Genomic DNA, 21,206 nt, shown 5'->3' on the forward strand with positions numbered 1-21,206 from the left:
GCTTCGGCAGAACGGGTGTGAGCAGCGGATTTGCGGGAATGCGTGAGGCATCATGGATCACTCCCCGCGGACCCGGCACTACGGGGAGTTCTACGGACTTTCCGAGCCGCACGGTGACAGTCCCATCACTCTCGTGACAGGGAACTGCCAGGCAGAGTCGTTACGGATCATGCTCGACGGCGCTGGTCTGCGTACGGTCCGCCTGCCCGCCGTCCACGAACTGACCGCAGCCGACCTCCCCCACCTGGACCACTGGCTGGGCCGGGCGTCGTTCCTGATCTCCCAGCCGATCCGCGACGGTTACCGCGGCCTCCCGCTCGGCACCGCGCAGCTCAGCGCGCGCCTCGCCGCCGGAGCCCGGACGGTGCGGGTGCCGGTGATCCGGTTCGCCGGCCTCTACCCGGCCCACGCCATCATCCGTCCCCCGTCCGACCCGGGCCTCGTCCCACCGCTCGTCGAATATCACGACCTGCGCGTCCTCGCCGAGGCCGCCGGGCTGCCCACCGTGCGCCTCAACCCCGCGACGGTCCGGGCGATTGCGGACCACTCCCTCACCCAGTTGAGTACGCGAGAAGCCGCCCACGGCACCGTGATCGTCTCCGATCTCTTCGCAGCACCGTCGTTCACGCTCATGCGGACCCTCAACCATCCCGGCAATCCGATCTTCGCAGCCCTGGCGGTACGCGTCCGCGCAGCACTCGGCCTCCCTTCCCACGCCACTGATCCGGGCCGGCCGCTGCTCAACTCCGTCCACGCACCGCGCGAGGCAGCGGTGCTCGAAGCCTGGAACCTCGACGAAGCGGACGAGCGCCCGGACTGGCTCGTCGACGGCACGCCCATCGAGGCCGGCGCCGTCCGCGAAGCACACCTGGCCTGGTATTCCACGCACCCCGACGCCGTCCAGGCCGGCCTCACCCGCCACGCCGACTCCCTCCGAATCCTGGGCCTCTCATGACCGCTCTCCCCGCAACCACCGACCAGCGCCAGAGACCGCCCGCACCCGCCGTCACCGCTGATCGGCGGCACGGCCTTCCCGCGCTGGTCGTGACCGCCGATGAGCGCCACGGGGTCACGGTCGCTGCCCGGGATCTTGCCGCAGCGGTGGCGGCAGAGACCGGCTTCCCGCTGGGGGTGCCCGCGGCGGACCTGCTCGGCGAGCACCCGCCGGAGCGTGCCCACCTCCACTTCACCGACCGGCTCTGGGCCGGGTCACCGGAGGAGGCGGCCGCGCTCGTGGAACGCATCGCCGTCCGCACGGCGCTGACCGTCACTCTCCATGACGTCCCGCAGCCCTCCGACGGTTTGCGTAACCTCCCACGCCGCACAGACTGCTACGCCCGCGTCGCGAAGGTTGCACTCGGTGTCGTCGTGAACAGCCGCCACGAGGCCGCCCACCTCGCCGAGCTCGGCATCGTGCCCCGGGCGCTCACCGTCGTGCCGCTACCCGTCACGCCCGCGCCGCCCGGACCAAGCCCGCAGCCCGGCGTCACCGACGTCGCCGTCCTCGGGTTCTTCTACCCCGGCAAGGGCCACACCGAGGTCGTCGACGCACTCGCCACCCTCACCGACCGCCCCCGCGAGACCCCGACCGGGGCCTCGCCCGCCAACCGCCCCCGCGTGACCGTACTCGGGGGTCCATCTGCGGGGCATGAGGATGACCTGCGGGTGTTTGCCGAGCGGGCCGCGGAGCACGGAGTCACCGTCGACGTGACCGGTTTTGTGGCCGAGGAGGACCTCATCGCGCGGTGCCGGGAAGCCACGGTGCCGGTCGTGGCGCACCGGCATTTCTCCGCGTCCGGTTCGCTGGCCACCTGGATCGCCGCGGGACGACGTCCCCTGGTCATCGACGGGCGTTACACCCGGGAGATGGCGGAGCTACGACCCGCGACCGTGCATCTCGTCGCGCCCGATCGGCTCGCGGAAGCGATCGCCGCCGCGCTCGCCGACCCGGCGTCGACCTGGCTCCCGGCACACGCCGTCACCCGCCCGCATCTCGACGACACCGCCGCCGCGTACCTACGCTGGTGGAGCAAGGACATCGCATGGTGACCGGCCGCTCAGTCCCCGGCAACCGCTGGGATCTCCTCGACGGCGTCAACCCCGACGAACCACCGACCGTGTCCGTCATCGTCGTGCACTACCGGCAACAGGCCGAGCTGGACCGTACGCTCGCCGCGCTGAACCGGCAGACGCATCCCGCCGCACGCACCGAGGTGATCGTCGTCGACGACGGATCCCCGGAACCCCCGCGGGTGCCGGCCGGGGTCCGCCTCCTGCGCCAAGCCGACGAGGGGTTCCGTGCGGCGGCGGCACGTAACCTCGGCGCGGCGGCGGCGACCGGGGACGTGCTGTGTTTCCTCGACGCCGACACGGTGCCCGAGCCGTCGTACCTCACCCGCATGGCACGGCTGCCGGCGCTCGCACCCGAGGCCGTCGTCGTAGGCCGCAGGCGGCACGCCGCCCTCGCCGGGCTCCCCGTCGATGCCCCGGTCGAACGGGCCGGCCCCGCGGCTGAGCTGCCCGAACCGCAGTGGCTCCGGGACGGCTATCGAAACACGCGGGACCTGCTCGACGCCGACGACCGCGCCTACAGGTACGTCATCAGCGCCGCACTCGCCTGCTCGCGCTGGTTCTTCGAGCGGGTGGGCGGGTTCGACGAGCAGTTCCGCGCGTACGGCGGCGAGGACTGGGAGTGGGCGTACCGCGCCTGGCTCGGCGGTGCGATCCTTGCCCACGCCCCCGACGCGGTGGCCTGGCACGACGGGCCCGACTGGGCGGGGCGCGAGCTGGACGACCCGGCCCGTCGTGCGCGCAAGGACAACGAGACGCTGCTGCTCGCCGACGTCATCGGTGTCGCCGGTTCGCGGGGGCACGGTCTGCGCAGCGCGAACCCGGACATCGTGGTCAGGCTCGGCGCGGCACCGTCACCGGCCGCCGCGTTCGTGTGCGTCGATTCGGTGCTCGCGGCGCTCCCGGCGGCCGTGGTGTGCGTACCCGACGAATTTATCGGCCTCTTCACCGCCGATCAGCGCGTGACCAAAGCCGGCGCCGCTCCCCTGGCCCGCGTCGTCGTCGACCTGCCGGCGGCGATCCGCGTCGACAGCATCGCGGACGCCCTGCGGGAAGCGGTGTCGGCCGTCGGCATCGGCATCCTCGGGGCGGTGCTGCTCGGAAGAGCTGTCCGGATCGACTCCGCCCGCGCCCGTTCCCGCCGCGCGACCTGGGGGAAGGACCTCTTCGAGACCCGCGTCGACGCCACCGACATCACTGCGCTCGACGCCGACCCAGGTCTCGCCGGCTATCTCGGCGGCTGGTCCTGACGCCGTCAGCTCACCGCCGCTGCAACCTGGCGAGGGTCTGCTCGAGCTCCGCACGCAGGGCGCCGCCAGCAGCCTCGGCGTCGCCGGCACAGACCGCGTCCACCAGCACAGCATGGGCGTCGGCACCGTGATCGGGCCGGTCGGCACGCAGGTCGAACAGCTGGACCAGGTCGATCAGCCCCTGCCGCAGCACCGGCAGAAATTCCGTGAACAGGCCGGTGAGGACGGGGTTGTGCGCCGCCGCGACGACGGTGGCGTGCAGCGCGATGTCGGCATCCACGAACTGGGCATCGCCCTCGCCCGCCGCTTGCGCGCGGTGACGCAGGGCCGCACGGATGCCCGCGATGTCGTCGGCGGTGCGACGGACGGCGGCGAGCCGGACCGCCTCCACCTCGACGAGCATGCGGACCTCGTACACATCGGTGATCGCGGACCGGCGCATGCCCGTGGCCCAGTCCTCGTGGGGCGTGGTGGCGATGACGAAGACGCCCGCACCCTGGCGTGCCTGCACCAGGCCGGCGCCCGACAACGACCGCAGGGCCTCGCGGACCGTCGAGCGGCCGACGCCGAGAATTTTGACGAGGGCGGTCTCACTCGGCAGCTTCATGCCGACTTCCCACTGCCCGCCGGAGATCTCGTCGCGCATACGCTGCGCGGCCTGCTCGACGAGCGGTGAGGCGCGGAGGGCGTCGAGCGCCATCAAGCACCACCTTCACTTATCAGCTTGTCTGACGAGTTGCTCTGAGTTAGCGTACCGAACATGTCCACGCTTCGCCCATCCACCCTGCACACACCCGACGGTGACATTCCCGCACACGCCCCGGAATGGAACCGGCAGCGAGCCAGCAGGATGCCCTCGCACCGGTACCGTCCGGTCGAGCAGCGCGTCGCACTCCCCCTGACCGACCGCACCTGGCCCTCCCGCACGCTCCGGCAGGCACCCCTGTGGGTCCCCGTCGACCTGCGCGACGGCAACCAGGCCCTCGCCGAGCCGATGGACACCGCCCGCAAGCGCCGCATGTTCGACCTGCTGGTCGCCATGGGCTACAAGGAGATCGAGGTCGGCTACCCGTCCGCCAGCCAGACGGACTACGACTTCGTCCGGCACCTGGCCACCAGCGGCGATGTCCCGGACGACGTCACCATCTCCGTGTTCACCGCCGCCCGCGCGGACCTCATCGACCGGACGGTTGACTCCGTCGACGGGCTGCCCAGGGTGGTCGTGCACCTCTACACCGCGACGGCCCCGGTGTGGCGTGACGTCGTGCTCGGGCGCTCCCGGGCCGAGGTCCACCGGCTCATCCTGGACGCCGGCACCCACCTGCTGCGCCGCACCGACCGGCGCCCCGGACCCGCGGTCCGGTTCGAGTTCTCCCCCGAGGTCTTCAACCTGACCGAACCGGACTACATCCTCGAGATCTGCGACAGCATGACCGAGCTGTGGCAGGCGAGCCCGGACCGGCCGGTCATCCACAACCTGCCCGCGACGGTCGAGGTCGCCACCCCCAATGTGTACGCCGACCAGATCGAATACATGCACCGCAACCTCGCCCGGCGCGACAGCGTGATCCTCTCCGTCCACCCGCACAACGACCGCGGCACCGGAGTCGCGTGCGCGGAGCTCGCCGTCCTGGCCGGCGCCCAGCGCGTCGAGGGCTGCCTGTTCGGCAACGGCGAGCGCACCGGCAACGTCGACCTCGTGACGCTCGCCCTCAACCTGCACGCGCAGGGCGTCGACCCGATGGTGGACTTCTCCGACATCGACGCGGTCCGCGAGGTCGTCGAGCACTGCAACCGGCTGCCGGTGCATCCGCGCCACCCGTACGGTGGCGACCTGGTCCACACCGCCTTCTCCGGCACCCACCAGGACGCCATCGCCAAGGGTCTCGCCCACCACGCCAAGCGGGCCGCCGAGGACGGCGTGCCACCGGAGGACGCGCCCTGGACGGTGCCGTACCTCCCGATCGATCCGGCCGACATCGGGCGTACCTATGAAGAGGTCATCCGGATCAACTCGCAATCCGGCAAGGGCGGCGTCGCCCACCTGCTGAACACGCACTACGGCCTCGACCTCCCGCAACGCATGCGGCCGGACTTCTCCCGGGTCGTGCAGCGGGTGACCGACACGACCGGCCAGGAAATGTCCGCGAAGGACCTGCGCGACCTCTTCGAGCACACCTATGTCGACCCGGGCCGCGACGCGGCGGTCGCGCTCGGCTCGTGGAGCACCAGCGAACCCACCGCGGGCAAGCACACCTTCACCGCCACGGTGCACACCGGCGACCGTACGCTCACCTGCGCCGGAGAGGGCAACGGACCTCTGGCCGCCATGGCCGACGCCCTACGCGGCGCCGGTTTTGTCGTGGACGTGCTCGCCTACACCGAGCACGCCACCGGCGCCGGGCCGGACAGCCCCGCGATCGCCTACCTGGAGTGCCGCGTCAACGGTGTCGTGCGCTGGGGCGCCGGCTGGGACACCTCGTTGCTCGCCGCATCCGTGCAGGGCGTCATCGCCGCTGTCAACCGCGCGGCGCGGTGAGGCGGCCATCCTGACGACATGGGCCACGCGGACGGCGCGAGGTACGCGCGCGTCGGTGGCCGCCCCGGGGTCTTCACCCGGAGATGTCGTCCTCACCTGCCACAACCCGCTCCGATCTGCTCTGCTGTTATGACGACAACTCAGGAACGGCGCCGCACGACGACCACCGCGGCGGCCGCGACGAGGCCCGCGAAGGCCAGCAGGACAGCGATCCACCAGTTCCGGGTGAGGCCCAGGACCCGGCCGGCCATGGTGTCCGACACCCAGCCGGTGAGGTTGTCGGCGCGGGCGGCCACGTCGTCGCCGGTGTGCGGGCAGGCCGGGCCGCGGCTGACGACCGCGACCAGTTCGGGGACGCCGTCGGCGCGGGTGCGGAAGTACGGGCCGCCGGAGTCGTGCGGGCAGGCGCTGGTGTCGGCCCGGGGTGCCCGTCCGGCGACGCTCACCGTTGCCTCGCCGAGCCCGGTGACGACGAACTCACCGGTCTGCAGCCGGTCGACGGCGTCGCCCTCGTCGTAGCTGGTCAGGCCCCAGCCGGTGAGCCGGACGGTCTCGTCGGGCGCGGCGGGGGTGGTGGCGATCCGCAGCGGCTCGACGTCGGTCACCGCCTCGTCCAGCTCGACCAGGGACACGTCGGCCGTCTTCGACTGATGGACCGCCACGACGTCGATCTCGTGGCCGGTGTGGTCGGTCAGGGCGGTGCGGCCGATCGTCGCCGTGGTGCGCTCGGCGACCGTACGCCCGACGCGCTTGCCCTCCGCATCCCGGAAGCAGTGACCCGCGGTGATCACCCACCGGGGCGCGATGAGCGCCCCGGAGCACGAGCTGTCCCGGCTGCCGTGGTCGGCGGCCGGCAACCCGGTCATGCTCAGCCGCACCGAGAACCCGTAGTGCCCCGCGGCGGCGTCCTCACCATGGGCGATCGCCCGGGCGGGCCCCGGCGCACCCGCCACGACCCCGAGAATGATCGCGGCCCCGACGGCGACCCGCGTGAAGATGGTTCGCATGCACCCATCCTCGTCCGCGTCATGTATGGCGCGGATAAACGCCGTCTGTCAGGGGGCGTAACTGCGCAGCATGGTCAGGGAGCCGTCGAGGGCGGCGGCGAGCGGTTCGATGTCGTTCTTCGACTGCATCACCAGCAGGCCGCCCTGCAACGAGGCGAAGACCGCCAGTGCCAGCCGGTCCGGGTCGGCCTCGGGGCGCAGCAGCTTGGTGTCGCGCATCCGGTGCAGGCCGGTGGCCAGCTGGGCGAGCCAGCGGTCGGCGTACGCGATGACCTGGGTGGCCAGCTCCGGGTCGGTCGGGGCGACCTCGTTGACCAGCGCGCTGACCGAGCAGTACTTGTGGGTGAGCCCGGTGTAGTGGGTGATGACGGCGTCGCGCCAGCCCTGCCAGGCCCGCCAGGAGTCGAGCCGGTCGATCCAGGGCTCCTGGGCGGCCATGACCTGGGAATTCTGGTAACCGGCGATCGCGGCGACCAGCTCGCTCTTACCGCCGGGAAAGTAGTGGAACAGCTGGCTCTTGCTGGTCTTCGTGCCGTCGCGGATCTCGTCGAGGGTCATCCCGGCGACCCCGCGCTCCAGGATCAGCTCGGTGGCGGCCCGCACGATCCGGTCACGGGTCGCGGCGCCTTTTGCGGTCAATCCGGTCATGGCGTCGAGAATAGGCCGCTAGGAATTCACGGCGTTGAAGACGGGCAGGTGGTAGCCGACCGGCTTGTCACCGACGCCGAGGCCGGGGCTGACGATCCAGCTCTGGTATTCCGGGGTGAACATGGCGTAGGGCAGCGCCGGCGGCGTCGCGCTGACCTCGTCGAGCCGGCGCCGGGCGTCGGGCGGGAGGTCGAAGTCGAGTGCGGCGAGGTTGCTCCGCACCTGCGCGGCGCTGCTGGCACCGAGGACCACCGACGCGACGCCGGGCCGGGTCGCGACCCAGTTGATCGCGACCTGCGCCATCGGCCGGCCCAGGTCGGCGGCGACGCTTTCGAGGGTCTCGATGACCTGCCAGTCGTGGTCGGTGACCGTAGCGCCGCCCGCGTCGGGGTTGGTCAGCCGGCCGGTGCCGTCCATGCCGCCGGCCGAGCGCCGGTACTTGCCGGTGAGAAGGCCGCCCGCGACCGGGCTCCAAACGGTCACGCCCATGCCCAGGTTCTGCGCCATCGGCACGAACTCCGCCTCGATGGCACGGTTCACCAGCGAGTACGGCAGCTGGACCGTGACCAGGGGGCTCATGGCGTTGGCCTCGGCGTAGCTCTGGGCGCGGGCGGCGTACCAGGCGGGAACGTCCGACAGCCCACCGTGCCGGATCTTCCCCGCCCGGACCAGGTCGTCCAGGGTCCGCACGACCTCCTCCACCGGGGTGATCCGGTCCCAGGTGTGCAGCAGGTAGAGGTCGAGGTAGTCGGTGCCGAGCCGCCTGAGCGACGCCTCGACCGCCCGGACGATGTGCTTGCGCCCGTTGCCGCTGGCGTTCGGGTCGCCCGGGTCGACGCTGTTGGTGAACTTGCCGGTCAGCACGAGCCGCTCGCGGTTGCCCGCCCGCTTGATCAGGCTGCCGAGGATCCGCTCGCTCTCCCCCGCGGTGTAGAAGTCCGCGGTGTCGATGAAATTGCCACCGGACTCCACGTACGCCCGGAAGATCGGCTCGGCCTCCTCCTCGGTCTTTCCGTACGCCTTGTGGAACCCGTCGACCCCGAAGTTCATCGTCCCGAGTGCCAGCCGGCTGACCCGCAGCCCGGAACGCCCGAGCAGGTAGTAGTTGTTCATGGCCGCCTCATCCGTCGATCCGGCGAGCCCATTCGGACCGCCTGGTCCATACTTTGCACCCTTGCAAAGTGAACCGGCAAGTCCAGACTTCGTGACGTCCGCGACATCGCCGGGCGGGTGCGCTCACCCACCCGGCGCGAACGGTCAGGACCGGACGTCGACCTCGTAGATGCGGGCGGCGGTGGTGCCGTCCTGGGTCGGCGTCACCACGGCAACACGCAGATAGCGTGCGTCCGCGTTGACCGTTGTCGTCGTGGTGTCCGCGGTGTTGGCGCGGACCTGGGCGCGGGTCGTCCACGTGCTGCCGTCCGGGGACGTCTGGACGTCGAAGTCGCGGGTGTTCCACCTCGAGTACTCGCCGCCGGCGCCGGCATGCCGGATCACGACCGAGCCGATGTGCTGGGTGCTGCCGAGATCGGTCTGCAGCCATTTCGATGTGCCCTGCGAGCACCACTTGTCGTACCAGCCGCCCAGCCAGCTGCCGTTGAACGCCCGGTCGGGGCTTTCCGTGGCGGCGCAGGAGGAGTCGGCTGCGGCGGTGCGGCGCAGCGCCAGGTCGATCGGGGCGCTGCTGCTGCCGTACACCTCGACCTCGTAGATTCTGGCGGTGCCACTGCCGTCGGCGGCCGGCTGGGTCGTGTCCAGCCGGACGTAGCGCGCGGTGCGGGCGGCGATCGGCAGGTAGCTGCGGCTGGCCTTGCTGCCGGTGATGCTGACCGCGGTGCTCCACGTCGTACCGTCAAGGCTGGTGGAAAGGTTGAAAGCGCCGGTGTTCCAGTTGGTCTGCTCACCGCCGAGGCCGGCGTGTTTGACCACAAAGGAGCTGACCGTTCGCGCAGAGCCGAGGTCGACCTGCAGGAACTGCGGGGCGGTGCCGGAGCAGAATTTACTGTTCCCCGCGATCGCACCGTCGACTGCCTTGGCCGGGGACTCCGCGCTGTTGCACGTCGCCGAGCCGGTGACGGGCCGGCCCTGGGCCAGGTTCGCCCCGAGGTCCGGTTCGGCCGGCGGCTGGGTGCGGCCTTCGGCAAAGCTGGGGGGTACGTCACCCGCGCCGGTCCCCCATGCCGAAGCAGCGCTGCCCATTGTGTACGCGACGGTGCCGCCCGCCGCGATGTCGGCGTACCTGAAGAAGTTGTGGCTCGTCGCTGTTCCGCCGACGGAAAGTGTCTGCACGTAACGGTTCGCGGCGCTGCCACCGGTGACGGTGATGTTCCCGGACGGGCGCTGGATGAGCACGCTGGGGAACGAGCCGCCGTGCACGGCGAGCGTGTCGGCGCCCGGGGTGACGGGGTAGAAGCCGAGTGCCGACCAGACGTACCAGGCCGAGGTCGCGCCGAGGTCGTCGTTGCCGGGCAGGCCACCCGCGCCCGTGGTGAAGGACTCGGCCATCACCCGGCGCACGGCGTCACTGGCACCGGCGGGCTTGCGGGCGAAGTTGTACGCCCACGGCACGCCGTGCTCGGGTTCGTTGCCGATGTAGAAGTACGGCCGGGACAGCCCGCCGTTCAGTTCGGTGAAGTGGTGGTCGAGGCGTTGCACCGCCGTGGCCGGGCCACCCATGAGCGTGACGACCGCGCCGAGGTTGTGCGGGACCATCCAGCTGTACTGTGCGGCGTTCCCTTCCACATAGGGGCTTTCCTGCGCGGGGTTGAACGGCGTCGACCACGCGCCACCGCCGTCACGGGTGTGGATGAACGACGATTCGCCGTTGAACGAGCTGCGCCAGAACTGCGAGCGGGTGCTGAACGTGGTGTACGCGCTCGTGTCGCCGACGGCCTTGGCGAACTGGGCGATGGCGAAGTCGCTGGACGCGTACTCCAGGGTCTCCGAAGGGTTGCCCGGGATGAACTCGTTCGCCGCGTAGACGGACTGGTTGCCGCGGAGGACGTAGCCCTGCGAGCCGCCTCCGTTCGCGCTGTTCTTCATCAGGGCCAGGGCTGCCGCGGTGTCGAATCCGCGTACGCCGAACGCGTACGCGCTGCCCACCACGATCGGTCCCGGGTCGCCGGGCATGACGAAGTCCTCGATGCTCTGGTGCGACCACTTCGGCAGCGAGCCGCCCTGCTGGCCGTCGAGCACCATCGACTTGACGATGTCGGTCATCACGTCCGGTGCGATCAGTGCGACTAGCGCCGACCAGGACCGGTAGATGTCCCAGCCCGAATAGTTCTGATAGACGGGATGGCTCGCGGTGTGCACGGCGCCGTCGAAGCCCCGGTACTCGCCGTTGGTGTCGCTGGCGATGTTCGGGTTCTGCAGCACGTGGTACAGCGCGGTGTAGAACTTCTGCAGCTCCGTCGCGGCGCCACCGGTGACCTGCACCCGGTTGAGCGCGGTGTTCCACTTCGCGTTCGCGTTGCTCCGCACATCGGCGAACGACGCGGCCTCGGCGCTGGCGTTGTTCTGCGCGTTGGCGACACTGACGAACGAGATCCCGACGGTCGCGTTCACCACGGCATTGCTCGTGGTGTCGAACGTGACGTACGCGCCGGCCTGCGTGCCGCTCGCGCTCGCCGACCCCGCGCTGACCGTCGCGCCGTTGAACGTGCCGAAGCCGGTGGGCGTACGGTCGAAAAGGATCGAATAGTACATCTTGAACGTACGCCCACCGCAGAACCCGCCCGCGGTGTGCTCACCCCAGACCCGGTTCCCGGTGATGGACACGTTCCCGTCCCGGTCCCCGGTCGCCGAGCGGCTCGCGTTGATCAGCACCCGCGCGGTGGTGCTCGCCGGATACGTCAGCCGCAGCGCGCCGGTGCGGGTGGTGGCACTCAGCTCGGCGTCCACGCCGTACTTGTCGAGCCGGTTCTTGTAATAGCCGGGCGAGGCCGACTCGTTGGTCTTCGTGTACGCGGACGCATAACTGGTCCAGGAATTCCCGGGCGAGGCACCGAGCGCGCCGGTCACCGGCAGGATCGGCAGATCCTCGTTGTTCGGGCACCCGGCCCCGTTGAAATGCGTGAGACTGAACGACTCGATCGTCCGGTCCCGGTCCCGATACCCCGACGGCGACCCCGTCGGCGTATCCGGACTGAACTGCACCATCCCGAACGGCACGGTGGCACCGGGGAACGTGCTGCCACCCGCACCGCCACCGACGGGGTTGGGCGAGTTGCTGTCATCCGTACCGATCAGGGGATTGACGTACTGCGTGAGGGCCAGGTCCGCGGCACTTGCCGCCTGCGGAACGGAAAGCACAGCAGCGGTGAGGACGACCGCCGCGGCGAGGGTACGGAGCATGGGGGATGCCGTCCCTTCTGAGATCCGAAGGTGACAACGCTGTCACCGGTACACAGATAGGACTCTTTTCAATTCACATTTGTCAATACCCGCCTGATGTACACCGGGCATCCCCTCGCCTGCCGCCGGGCCCGTTGTCACCAGTTCGCGGCCCGATCGGGACCAGCGTAGCCAGCCGGACCCGCGGCCAAGTCAGTAACCAGGCCCTCACCGCGCGGCGGCTCCCTCGCGCCCTGAAGAGCCGGAACCCGGCCGGGCGGCGCTGCCCGGCCGGGTTCCGCGTCAGCCGGCGGTGAGTTGCTGGTCGGTGGCGCGGACGGTGACCTCGATGTTGCCGGTGACCGCGCGGCTGTAGGGGCAGCGCTGGTGGGCCTGGCCGACCAGCATCGTGGCGACGTCGGCGCGGATGCCGGGCAGGACGGCGACCAGGTCCGCGGCCAGCCGGTAGCCGTTGTCGTCGCGGATGAGGTGGACCGTGGCGTGGACAGTGCTGCCCGGCACGGTGATGCCGGCCTCGCGGGCGCTCAGCCGCAGGGCGCTGTGGAAGCAGGCGCTGTAGCCCGCGGCGAAGAGCTGCTCGGGGTTGGTGCCGCCGGGCTGCTGCGGGGCGGTGAGGGTGACCTCGAGGCGGCCGTCGTCGCTGCGGGCCGTTCCGGAGCGGCCGTCGCCGAGGGAGTCGACGGTCGCGGTGTAGACGATGGTCATCGGGTGTCTCCTTCCGGGGATGCGGCGGCGGCCCGGGCCGCGGCGGGGAGGGCTGCGGCGAGGTGGTCGAGGGCCGCGTCGTCGTGGGCAGCGGATACGAACCAGGCTTCGTACGGTGACGGTGGCAGGTAGACGCCCTGGTCGAGCAGGGAGTGGAAGAACGGCGGGTAGCGGAAGGTGTCCGTGGCGCGGGCCTGCGCGTAGGTGGTGACCGGGGCGTCGGTGAAGAAGACCGAGAACAGGGTGCCCGCGCGCTGCACCCGGTGGGCGACACCCTGCGTGTCGAGGGCGGCGCTGACCAGGCCGGAGATCGTGTCCGCCGTACGGTTCAGGTGGGCGTACACGTCGGGGGTGCAGGCCTGAAGGGTGGCCAGACCCGCGGCCGTCGCGACCGGGTTTCCCGACAGCGTGCCCGCTTGATAGACCGGGCCCTCGGGCGCCAGGTGCGCCATGACGTCGGCGCGGCCGCCGAAGGCCGCGGCCGGGAAGCCGCCACCCATGACCTTGCCGAAGGTGAGCAGGTCCGGGTGCCAGCTCTCGCGGGCCCCGTCGAGCTCCCAGTGCCCGGCCGCGGCCGCGCGGAATCCGGTCATCACCTCGTCGGAGATCAGCAGCGCGCCGTGCCGGCGGCACAGCTCGTGCAGGCCGGCGTTGAAGCCGGGCGCGGGCGGGACGACGCCCATGTTGCCCGGTGCGGCCTCGGTGATGACGCACGCGATCTCGTCACCCGCGGCGGCGAAGGCGGCAGCGACCGCAGGGAGATCGTTGTACGCCAGCACGATCGTGTCCTCGGCGGTGGCACCCGTGACGCCGGGGCTGTCCGGCAGGCCCAGCGTGGCAACACCCGAGCCGGCCTGGGCGAGCAACGCATCCACATGCCCGTGGTAGCAGCCTGCAAACTTGATCACCTTGCGGCGACCGGTGAAGCCGCGGGCCAGCCGGATCGCCGACATCGTGGCCTCCGTGCCCGAGGAGACCAGGCGGACCTTCTCCACCGGGGCGACGCGGCGCACGATCTCCTCGGCGAGCGTGACCTCGGACTCGGTGGGCGTACCGAACGAGGTGCCGCGGGCCGCGGCTTCCCGGACGGCATCGGCCACCGCGGGGTGGCCGTGTCCCAGGATCATCGGACCCCAGGAGCAGATGAGGTCCAGGTAGCGGCGCCCGTCGGCGTCGGTGAGCCACGCGCCGGAGGCCGACGTCATGAAGCGGGGCGTGCCACCGACGGCCCCGAACGCGCGGACCGGGGAGTTGACGCCGCCGGGCACGACGGCCCGGGCGCGGTCGAACAGCTCCTGCGACCGGGACGTGGTGCGCGGAAGAACGGCCTGCGTGCTCATGCTGCGGCTCCTTTGGACAGCGTGTACGCGGCATCCAGCACGACGGCGCCGTCGCTGAGCACCCGCACGGGGTTGAGATCGAGCTCGAAGCCGGTGGGCCAGTCGGTCGTCAGCGCGGACAGGCTGTCGAGGACCCGGAGCAGCGCGGCGGTGTCAGCGGCCGGGCGGCCCCGCAGGCCCTCCAGCAGTCGCGCGCCGCGGAGCTCGCCGAGCATGGCCGCGGCGTCGCCCTCGCGCAATGGGAGCAGCCGGCAGGCCACGTCGTCGAGGGCCTCGGTGAAGATCCCGCCCAGTCCGACCGTGAGGACGTTGCCGAGCGGGGTGGACCGGACCCCGACGATCAGCTCCACGCCGTCCGGTGCCTGCCGTTCGACCAGGACGGTCCCGCCGAGCGCGGCGAGCCGGGCGAAGACCTCCGCGGCCTCGCCGGTGGTCACCCCGACGGCGACGCCACCGGCTTCCGTCTTGTGCAGCAGTCCGGGTACGACGGCCTTGAGCACCGCCACCCCGCCGAGCTCGGCGACCGCCGCGGTGGCCTCCGCCGCATCGCTGACTTCCCGGCCCGGTGGCACGGGCAGGCCCGCGGCGGCGAGCAGCCGTTTGAGCTGCGGCTCCGTGGCGTCGCTGGCAGGAACCGCGTGCTGTGTCCCCGGCGGCGCCACTACCGGCGGGCGTGTGGCACCGGCTCCGGACGCGGCGCGGGCGAGGGCTGCAGCCGCGCGGACGGCCCGGGCCGGGGACGGGTATTCGGGCAGGCCGGCCGCGCGCAGCTGGGCGGGTGCGTCGGGGGCCAGGAAGTCGGCGCCCGTGCGGGCGACGAGGACCGGTTTGCCGTACTGCTCGGCAACCCGGCCGAAGCTGCGGACCGCCTTGTCGACGTCGGCGCCGGCCATCACGCAGAAACAGCCGATGATCATGTCGACGGTGTCGTCGCGGGCGACCGTGTCGAGCGAGCGGTCCAGCAGGGACGGATCGCTGAGCACGGTCGCGGTGATGTCGATGGGGTTCTCCGCGGACCCGAACGGCGGCACGATCTCCGCGAGCTGCCGCCGCGTCTCGTCGGCCAGCGGGGTCAGTTCGAGGTCCTGCTCCGCGATCGCGTCGGCGGCCAGGATGCCGGAGCCGCCCGAGGTCGTCACCACGGCGACCCGGCGGCCGCGGGGGCGGTGCGGGCCGCTGAAGGCGCGGCCCATGTCGAGCAGGTCGTCGACGTCGGTCGCGCGGGTGATGCCGTACTGGCGCAGGGCCCCGTCCAGCACCCGGTCGTCGGTGGCCAGGGCGCCGGTGTGCGAGGCGGCGGCGCGGCTGCCCGCCGCGCTGCGCCCGGATTTGAGCAGGGCGACCGGTTTGCCGCTGGCGGCGAGCTCCCGCAGGGCGGTCACGTCCGGCACCGTCTCCAGGTACGCGAGGAGCCCGGTGCACCCGGGCTCCTCGGCCAGCGCCCGCAGCACCTCGATCGCGGTGACGTCGGCGTCGCTGCCGGTGCTCACCACCCACCCGGGGCGCAGGCCGCGCTCCAGGGCGAGGCTGGCGACGCCGAACCCGAGCGCCCCGCTCTGGCTCACCACGGCCAGGCCGCCGGGCTCGAACGGCACCGACTCGGCCATGAACAGCGGGCTGAACGTCGCCAGCACCCGGTGGTGGAAGCCGACCGCCCCGATGCAGTTCGGGCCGATGAGGCGCAGTCCGCCGGCCCGGGCCCGGGCGACGACCTCCGCCTGCAGCGCGGCCCCCTCGGCGCCGGTCTCGGCAAAACCGGACGAGGCGATGATGGCCACGGGTACGCCCGCCGCGACGCAGTCGTCGACCGCGGCCGGCACCCGTTCCGCGGAGACCATGATGAGCGCCAGGCCGACGGGGCCGGGGGCCTCGCGGACGCTGCGGTACGCGGGCAGCCCGAGGATCTGCGGTGACTTGGGGTTGACGGGCAGGATGCGGCCCTCGTACCCGTACCGCAGCAGGTAGTCCACCGGTTTGCGGCCGAGTGCCCCCGGCCGCTCGGTGGCGCCGATGACCGCCACCGACGACGCCGACCACAACGCTGACAACACGCTCACACCAGCACCTCGTTCTTGTTCTCGCCGGGATCGGGGGCGGTGTCCGCGGGGGCGAACAGCTCGCCCAGGACACCGAGATAGACGTCGCCCTGCGGTCTGCCGGCCAACTGCCGGGCCCGCACGGTCGGTTGATGCAGCAGCTTGTCCACGACGCGGTGCAGCGCCCGAGCGATCTCGCTGTGCGCGTGCTCGTCGAGGCTCGGCACGCGGCGGGTCAGCCGCGACAGCTCGGCGGTCAGCGCGGTGTCGGCCGCCGTGCGCATGGCGGCGAGCACCGGGCCGACCCGGGCGGTGCGCTGGGTCACCATGAACTCCTCGACGGCGGCGGTGACGAGCTTCTCGGCCGCCTCGACGCTGGCCGCGGACTCGATGTCGGGTTCGGCGTCGGTGAGGGTGCGCAGGTCGACGACGCGGACGCCGGGCAGGTCCGCGACGGCGGCGTCGACGTTGCGGGGCAGGGCGAGGTCGAGTACGAACAGCGGCCGGTCGGCGCGATCGGCCATGGCGCCGGCGACGATCGACGTGCTCAGCACGATGTCGGTGCCACCGGCGCAGGTCACGACGACGTCGGCGGCAGGTAGCAGCTCGGGGATCTCCGCAAGGCCGGCGCCGCGCCCGCCCGCGGTGTCGGCGAGGTGCTGGGCCCGTTCGGGGCTGCGGTTGGCGACGTCGAAGCGCTCGACGCCGGCCCGGCGCAGGGCCGCGGCGACGACCGCCGCCATCGAGCCCGCGCCGATGATGAGCGCGTGCCGCCCTGCCAGCGAGCCGACGTGCTGCTCGAAACGGGCGATGCCGACGGTGGCGAGGTCACGGCCCGCCTTGTTGAGTCCGGTCCGGGTCCGCACCTGTTTCCCGGTACGCAGCGCGGTCTGCACCATCTGGTGCAGCGCCTGCCCGGACGCGCCGGCACCGCGGGCCCGTTCGAGTGCGCCCTTGACCTGCCCGAGGATCTGCTCCTCGCCGATGACGACGGAGTCCAGCCCGGACGCGACGGAGAACAGGTGCTCGACGGTCCGTTCGGCGGTGTGCACGTAGAGGTAGGGGCGCAGTTTGTCGAGGGGCTGGCCGCTCTGCTCGGCGAGCAGCCGTGGCAGCCGGTCGGCGGCCGCGCCCGCCTCGAGCTCGGCGTAGAGCTCGATGCGCCCGCAGGTGGCCAGCAGCATGGCGCCGGCGGCGTCGGCTTCGGTGCGGGCGGCCTGCAGCAGGGCGTCGGCCCGGTCGTCGGGGAGGCTGAGTTGTTCGAGCAGGTCGACGGGGGCGCTGGCGTGGCTGAGCCCGACGACGACGAGGTTGACGGGGTTCTCTGACGATCGCTGTGCTGACATGACAGTCACATCCACGGGTTGTGCTATCGGGCGAGCTTGGTCGCGAACTCGGTGGCCCAGTACGTGATGAGCACCGTGGCACCGGCGCGGTAGAGGCAGGTCAGGCTCTCGGCGACGGCGTTGTCCCGGTCGATCCAGCCCTTGGCGGCAGCGGCCTCGATCATCGAGTACTCCCCCGACACCTGGTAGGCGGAGACCGGGACGTCGACGGAGTCGGCCAGCATCCGCACGATGTCGAGGTAGTGCGAGGCGGGTTTCACCATCACCATGTCGGCGCCCTCGGAGACGTCGAGGGCGACCTCGCGCAGCGACTCGCGCAGGTTGGCGGGGTGCTGCTGGTAGGACTTGCGGTCACCGGTCAGCGAGGACTCGACGGCGTCGCGGAACGGGCCGTAGAAGCTGGAGGCGTACTTGGCGGAGTAGCCGAGGATCGCCACCGAGTGGTGCCCGGCCCGGTCGAGGGCTGCGCGGATGTGGCGGACCTGGCCGTCCATCATGCCGCTGGGGGCCACGATGTGCGCGCCGGCGTCGGCCTGGACGACGGCGACCTCGGCGAACCGCTCGAGGCTGGCGTCGTTGTCGACGTCGCCGTCTGGTCCCAGCACCCCCACATGGCCGTGGGTCGTGTACTCGTCGAGGTTGATGTCGCTGATCACGACCGTCTCGTCGCCGACCTCGGCCACGACGTCGCGCAGCGCCTGCTGGGCGATGCCGTCGGGGTCGGAGGCGCCGGTGCCCAGGGCGTCCTTGGCCTCGGGGATGCCGAAGACCATCAGGCCACCGACCCCGGCGGCGACGGCTTCGGCGGCGGCCTTGCGCAGGCTGTCGCGGGTGTGCTGCAGGACGCCCGGCATCGAGGCGATGGGCCGGGGCTCGCTGAGTCCTTCGCGGACGAACAGCGGCTGCACGAGGTTGCTGGGCCGCACGGTCGTCTCGGCGGCGAGCCGGCGCAGCGCGGGGGTGCGCCGCAGCCGCCGGGGCCGGTGCAGGGGGAACGCGGCGCGGTCGCCGTCGGCGGCGTACGCGGTGGGGATGGAGGCGCTGGTCATGAGCTCAAGCCCTTCCGATGAGGTGGCCCTGGAACACGCGCTCGACGTGCTCGCTGATGTGGGGTTCGGGGCGGCGGAACCAGTAGCCCGCTCCCGTACGGGTGAAGATCCGCAGGTCCCGCAGCTGCACCAGCAGCTCGGCCGTCTTGACGGCCAGCCCGGCCGGGTCCACGACCGGGACGCCGTGCAGCTCGTGGATGCCGAGGTGCCAGAAGATCTCGTTGGGGATGCCCTCCGCGGGGATGAGCAGCTGGGCGCCGGCGTCGACGGCCTTCTGCGCGGCCCGGGTGAAGCTGTCGAGGAACAATGTGAAATCGCCGTCGAGCGCCCGGCGCACGGCCTCGGCGCCGTCGTCGGCGATCTGGTAGTCGGCGAGCAGGTGCCGCAGTCCCTGGCGCACGATGTTGTCGGTGATCGGCTCGCGCAGTTTCGGCATGAAGCCGAGCACCCCGAACCGGTGGTTCTGCATCGCGGCCAGGAACGTCGCGGTCTCGGTGTAGCCGAGCGCCGGGATGGCGGCCAGCGTCCGGGCTTCGCGCAGCCCGGGGTCCTGTCCGGCGGCGATGATCCAGGCGTCGTAGCCCTCGCGCTCGGCGGTCAGGGCGGTCTCCCCGAAGTAGCCGTTGAAGCGCAGCGCGAGGTTGCCGAAGCCGACGAGGTCGAACGGGGTGTCGTCGCCGTAGGTGCCTTCGGGCAGGGTGTGGATGTCCACGGTGGTGCCGGGGGACACGAGGGCGGCGAGGTGGTCGTCGTACCACTTGTCGAGCAGGGGCAGCCGACCGGCGACGGTGTGTTTCTGGAACCAGAGACGCATGGGGTCCTTTCCTCTCAAGCGGTGGCGGGCGGTCAGGCGGTGGCGCTCAGGGCGGGCAGCAGGGACGATCGGGCCAGGTAGTGCCGGGTCAGGGCGGGGTCGGCTGCGGTACGCGCGACCTCGGCAACGGCCGCGCGCGGGTCGCCGCCGTCGGCGCCGCGGGCGCGTGCCTCGCTCAGCGGCAGCACGGTGCCGACGAGCGCGGCCCGGCGCCGCTCGGCCCACCGGTCGGCGTGCTCGTCCGGGTTGCCGTCCCCGCGCAGCAGGGCGGTCAGGGTCTCCGCGAGGTCGGCGGCGTCGTGCAGGCCGCAGTTCATGTTGAGGCCGCCGGCGGTCGAGGTCAGGTGGGCGGCGTCGCCGGCGAAGAAGACGGTGCCGTGCCGGTACCGCTCCAGGACCCGGCGCGACACCCGGTAGGTGTGCGCGTCGTCGATCCGGACATCGGTCTGCGGCAGCGCGCGGCGGACCAGGTCGCGGACCGCGTCCGGGCGTACGGCGTCGCCGGCGTCGATGCCGGCCGGGATCCGGAAGATCAGGCGCCAGTGGTCGCGCAGCCCGAGGACGCTGAACGACTGCCGTACGTCGCGGATGTACGCGAGCGGTGCGAGCCCCGGCACCTTCTCGTCGAGCGGGGTGCCGGTGATGACCCGCAGCGCGTAGTGCGGGTAGTCCTCGCCGGGGAAGTCCACCCCCAGCGCCGTCCGTACGCTGCTGTGCGCGCCGTCCGCGGCGACCAGGAAGCGGCCGGTGAATTCGCTCGTCCCTGCCCGGGTGGTGGCGCGGATACGGACGCTGCCGGGAGCTGTGATGACGTCGCGGACCTCGTGGCCGGTCAGCAGCCGGGTGCCGGGCAGCGCCAGCAACGCGGCGGCGAGCAGCCGGGTCAGCGTGCTCTGCTCGGCGTGCAGCCGGTAGGGGTGCCGGGTGAGCCCTTGCAGCACGGCGAAGTCCATGGCGGCCAGTACCGTGCCGGTCAGGTCGCGCCACTGGATGTGGGACACAAGGCGGCCGGCGGCGGTCAGCTCGGGGACCACCCCGAGCGGTTCGAGCAGGTCCAGGGTGCCGGGGTGGAAGGTCGAGGCCCGGGAGGCCGTCGACAGGGTGTCGCCGCGTTCCAGGACGGTCACCGCGATCCCGTGCCGGGCCAGTGCGAGCGCGCAGGTGAGCCCGACCGGTCCGGCGCCGGCGATGAGGACCCCGTCGCTCATCGCAGCCCGCGTTCGTCGGCCAGCCGGCGCAGCGGTCCGTCGGGGAAGGACACCGCTGCCGCTGCCGTGTGGTGCAGAACCCACCAGGATCCGGCGATGTTGGAGGTCAGGACGGTGCGCCGGGTGCCGCGGGCCAGCCGGTCGAGCGCGTCGAGGGTGAACATGCCGGTGCCGGTGAGGAAGAACGTGCCGGTGTCGCCGGGCGCGGCCCGCTCGACCTGGTCGACGAGCTCGTCGGTGGTCACGTCGTACGGGGAGAAGCCGGCACCGGCACGGATCGCGATGACCCGGTCGACGGTGAGTCCCGCCGCCTGCCAGTAGCCGACGGACAGCTCGGTCAGCCACGGCTCGTACGGCGAGACGAGCGTGATCGAGCGGTCCCCGAGCGCGGCCAGCAGGTCGAGGGTGGCCACCGTCGCCGACACCACGGGGTATCCGAACTCGCGGCTGAGGCGGGCGCACAGCTCGCGGTCCTCGGCCGGGCCGAGCAGATAGTGCGAACCGCTGCATGCGATCACCGCCGCGTCCAGCCGCAGGGTGCCGAATGCGCCGAGCGTTTCGGGCAGCACTTTGTTGTACGTTTCGAGGCGTTCCCGCAGCGTTTTTCCGGGCAGGACGGGAAAACGCGCAGAATAGACATCACCGCGGTCCGACAGCAGAATTCTGGTTTCCGGCTCAACGGCGGCGTTGGCGGGCGGAACCACCACGGCGAACCGGTGCCTGGAATGTGTTGCCACGTGTGCCTCCCACAATTAATCGCTGCGCCGAGCCTAAGCGGGGGTCACGGGCACGGGCACTACGGGAATCCGCAGCGATACGGGTTCGGCGAAATTGCGGG

The 21,206-nt window shown here is 71.8% G+C and carries 17 protein-coding genes; 4 read left to right on the forward strand and 13 right to left on the reverse strand.

The annotated features are described in order from the left end of the window. Positions 1-52: 52 nt before the first annotated feature. From Aco04nite_RS05085 to Aco04nite_RS05095, 3 genes are read left to right on the forward strand one after another with little or no spacing between them, the layout of a single operon-like run. Complete coding sequence (locus Aco04nite_RS05085; RefSeq protein ID WP_212995984.1) at positions 53-955, forward strand: WcbI family polysaccharide biosynthesis putative acetyltransferase; 903 nt, start codon at positions 53-55, stop codon at positions 953-955. Next, a complete protein-coding gene (locus tag Aco04nite_RS05090; RefSeq protein WP_212995985.1) occupies positions 952-2,049 on the forward strand; it encodes a glycosyltransferase family protein in 1,098 nt (365 codons plus the stop codon). Before Aco04nite_RS05085 ends, Aco04nite_RS05090 begins: the two co-directional genes overlap by 4 nt. Continuing rightward, positions 2,043-3,320 carry a glycosyltransferase family 2 protein gene (locus Aco04nite_RS05095; protein WP_244875762.1) on the forward strand — a complete coding sequence of 426 codons (1,278 nt, stop codon included), beginning with the start codon at positions 2,043-2,045 and terminating at the stop codon, positions 3,318-3,320. Before Aco04nite_RS05090 ends, Aco04nite_RS05095 begins: the two co-directional genes overlap by 7 nt. Positions 3,321-3,330: 10 nt before the next feature. Here Aco04nite_RS05095 and Aco04nite_RS05100 read toward each other — a convergent pair whose 3' ends face one another. Further along, positions 3,331-4,020 (reverse strand): FadR/GntR family transcriptional regulator, encoded by a 690-nt coding sequence (locus Aco04nite_RS05100; protein ID WP_212995986.1) that lies wholly within the window; start codon positions 4,018-4,020, stop codon positions 3,331-3,333. Positions 4,021-4,080: 60 nt separating this feature from the next. On the opposite strand from Aco04nite_RS05100, the gene leuA reads away from it, so the two are divergent. Further along, positions 4,081-5,859: a 2-isopropylmalate synthase gene (gene leuA, locus Aco04nite_RS05105; RefSeq protein WP_438874894.1), complete on the forward strand. Its 1,779-nt coding sequence runs from the start codon at positions 4,081-4,083 to the stop codon at positions 5,857-5,859. Between the two features lie 140 nt (positions 5,860-5,999). On the opposite strand, the gene Aco04nite_RS05110 is transcribed toward leuA, so the two are convergent. The 12 genes from Aco04nite_RS05110 to Aco04nite_RS05165 form a co-directional block, all read right to left on the reverse strand. Then, positions 6,000-6,866: a S1 family peptidase gene (locus Aco04nite_RS05110; protein ID WP_212995987.1), complete on the reverse strand. Its 867-nt coding sequence runs from the start codon at positions 6,864-6,866 to the stop codon at positions 6,000-6,002. 48 nt (positions 6,867-6,914) lie between these two features. Beyond that, entirely contained in the window at positions 6,915-7,514 is a 600-nt protein-coding gene (locus Aco04nite_RS05115; RefSeq protein ID WP_212995988.1) for a TetR/AcrR family transcriptional regulator, read from the reverse strand. Positions 7,515-7,532: 18 nt separating this feature from the next. Next, on the reverse strand, positions 7,533-8,627 hold the full coding sequence (locus Aco04nite_RS05120; RefSeq protein WP_212995989.1) for an aldo/keto reductase: 1,095 nt from the start codon (positions 8,625-8,627) through the stop codon (positions 7,533-7,535). Between the two features lie 144 nt (positions 8,628-8,771). After that, positions 8,772-11,870 carry a GH92 family glycosyl hydrolase gene (locus Aco04nite_RS05125; RefSeq protein ID WP_212995990.1) on the reverse strand — a complete coding sequence of 1,033 codons (3,099 nt, stop codon included), beginning with the start codon at positions 11,868-11,870 and terminating at the stop codon, positions 8,772-8,774. 282 nt (positions 11,871-12,152) lie between these two features. Continuing rightward, positions 12,153-12,575, reverse strand: a complete 423-nt coding sequence (locus tag Aco04nite_RS05130) for an Ohr family peroxiredoxin (protein WP_212995991.1) — start codon at positions 12,573-12,575, stop codon at positions 12,153-12,155. Beyond that, complete coding sequence (gene hemL, locus Aco04nite_RS05135; RefSeq protein WP_212995992.1) at positions 12,572-13,915, reverse strand: glutamate-1-semialdehyde 2,1-aminomutase; 1,344 nt, start codon at positions 13,913-13,915, stop codon at positions 12,572-12,574. The genes Aco04nite_RS05130 and hemL overlap by 4 nt, the downstream gene beginning before the upstream one ends. Then, positions 13,912-15,972, reverse strand: a complete 2,061-nt coding sequence (locus Aco04nite_RS05140; protein ID WP_212995993.1) for an acetate--CoA ligase family protein — start codon at positions 15,970-15,972, stop codon at positions 13,912-13,914. Before Aco04nite_RS05140 ends, hemL begins: the two co-directional genes overlap by 4 nt. Further along, entirely contained in the window at positions 15,969-17,297 is a 1,329-nt protein-coding gene (locus Aco04nite_RS05145) for a glutamyl-tRNA reductase (protein WP_212995994.1), read from the reverse strand. Before Aco04nite_RS05145 ends, Aco04nite_RS05140 begins: the two co-directional genes overlap by 4 nt. A 23-nt stretch (positions 17,298-17,320) precedes the next feature. Further along, a complete protein-coding gene (hemB, locus tag Aco04nite_RS05150; protein WP_212995995.1) occupies positions 17,321-18,346 on the reverse strand; it encodes a porphobilinogen synthase in 1,026 nt (341 codons plus the stop codon). Between the two features lie 4 nt (positions 18,347-18,350). Next, a complete protein-coding gene (locus tag Aco04nite_RS05155; RefSeq protein ID WP_212995996.1) occupies positions 18,351-19,160 on the reverse strand; it encodes an aspartate/glutamate racemase family protein in 810 nt (269 codons plus the stop codon). A 32-nt stretch (positions 19,161-19,192) separates the two neighbouring features. Then, positions 19,193-20,368 (reverse strand): FAD-dependent oxidoreductase, encoded by a 1,176-nt coding sequence (locus tag Aco04nite_RS05160; RefSeq protein WP_212995997.1) that lies wholly within the window; start codon positions 20,366-20,368, stop codon positions 19,193-19,195. Next, positions 20,365-21,105, reverse strand: a complete 741-nt coding sequence (locus tag Aco04nite_RS05165) for a maleate cis-trans isomerase family protein (RefSeq protein WP_212995998.1) — start codon at positions 21,103-21,105, stop codon at positions 20,365-20,367. The genes Aco04nite_RS05160 and Aco04nite_RS05165 overlap by 4 nt, the downstream gene beginning before the upstream one ends. Between the last annotated feature and the right edge of the window lie 101 nt (positions 21,106-21,206).

The organism is Winogradskya consettensis (assembly GCF_018332715.1).
Classification (GTDB): domain Bacteria; phylum Actinomycetota; class Actinomycetes; order Mycobacteriales; family Micromonosporaceae; genus Actinoplanes; species Actinoplanes consettensis.

Coding starts and splice junctions, on each gene's coding strand:
- Aco04nite_RS05115 (WP_212995988.1), bottom strand. CDS start 7,514: ATGACCGGATTGACCGCAAAAGGCGCCGCGACCCGTGACCGGATCGTG.
- Aco04nite_RS05125 (WP_212995990.1), bottom strand. CDS start 11,870: ATGCTCCGTACCCTCGCCGCGGCGGTCGTCCTCACCGCTGCTGTGCTT.
- Aco04nite_RS05160 (WP_212995997.1), bottom strand. CDS start 20,368: ATGAGCGACGGGGTCCTCATCGCCGGCGCCGGACCGGTCGGGCTCACC.
- Aco04nite_RS05085 (WP_212995984.1), top strand. CDS start 53: ATGGATCACTCCCCGCGGACCCGGCACTACGGGGAGTTCTACGGACTT.
- hemL (WP_212995992.1), bottom strand. CDS start 13,915: ATGAGCACGCAGGCCGTTCTTCCGCGCACCACGTCCCGGTCGCAGGAG.
- Aco04nite_RS05155 (WP_212995996.1), bottom strand. CDS start 19,160: ATGCGTCTCTGGTTCCAGAAACACACCGTCGCCGGTCGGCTGCCCCTG.
- Aco04nite_RS05130 (WP_212995991.1), bottom strand. CDS start 12,575: ATGACCATCGTCTACACCGCGACCGTCGACTCCCTCGGCGACGGCCGC.
- hemB (WP_212995995.1), bottom strand. CDS start 18,346: ATGACCAGCGCCTCCATCCCCACCGCGTACGCCGCCGACGGCGACCGC.
- Aco04nite_RS05145 (WP_212995994.1), bottom strand. CDS start 17,297: ATGTCAGCACAGCGATCGTCAGAGAACCCCGTCAACCTCGTCGTCGTC.
- Aco04nite_RS05090 (WP_212995985.1), top strand. CDS start 952: ATGACCGCTCTCCCCGCAACCACCGACCAGCGCCAGAGACCGCCCGCA.
- Aco04nite_RS05120 (WP_212995989.1), bottom strand. CDS start 8,627: ATGAACAACTACTACCTGCTCGGGCGTTCCGGGCTGCGGGTCAGCCGG.
- Aco04nite_RS05100 (WP_212995986.1), bottom strand. CDS start 4,020: ATGGCGCTCGACGCCCTCCGCGCCTCACCGCTCGTCGAGCAGGCCGCG.
- Aco04nite_RS05095 (WP_244875762.1), top strand. CDS start 2,043: ATGGTGACCGGCCGCTCAGTCCCCGGCAACCGCTGGGATCTCCTCGAC.
- leuA (WP_438874894.1), top strand. CDS start 4,081: ATGTCCACGCTTCGCCCATCCACCCTGCACACACCCGACGGTGACATT.
- Aco04nite_RS05110 (WP_212995987.1), bottom strand. CDS start 6,866: ATGCGAACCATCTTCACGCGGGTCGCCGTCGGGGCCGCGATCATTCTC.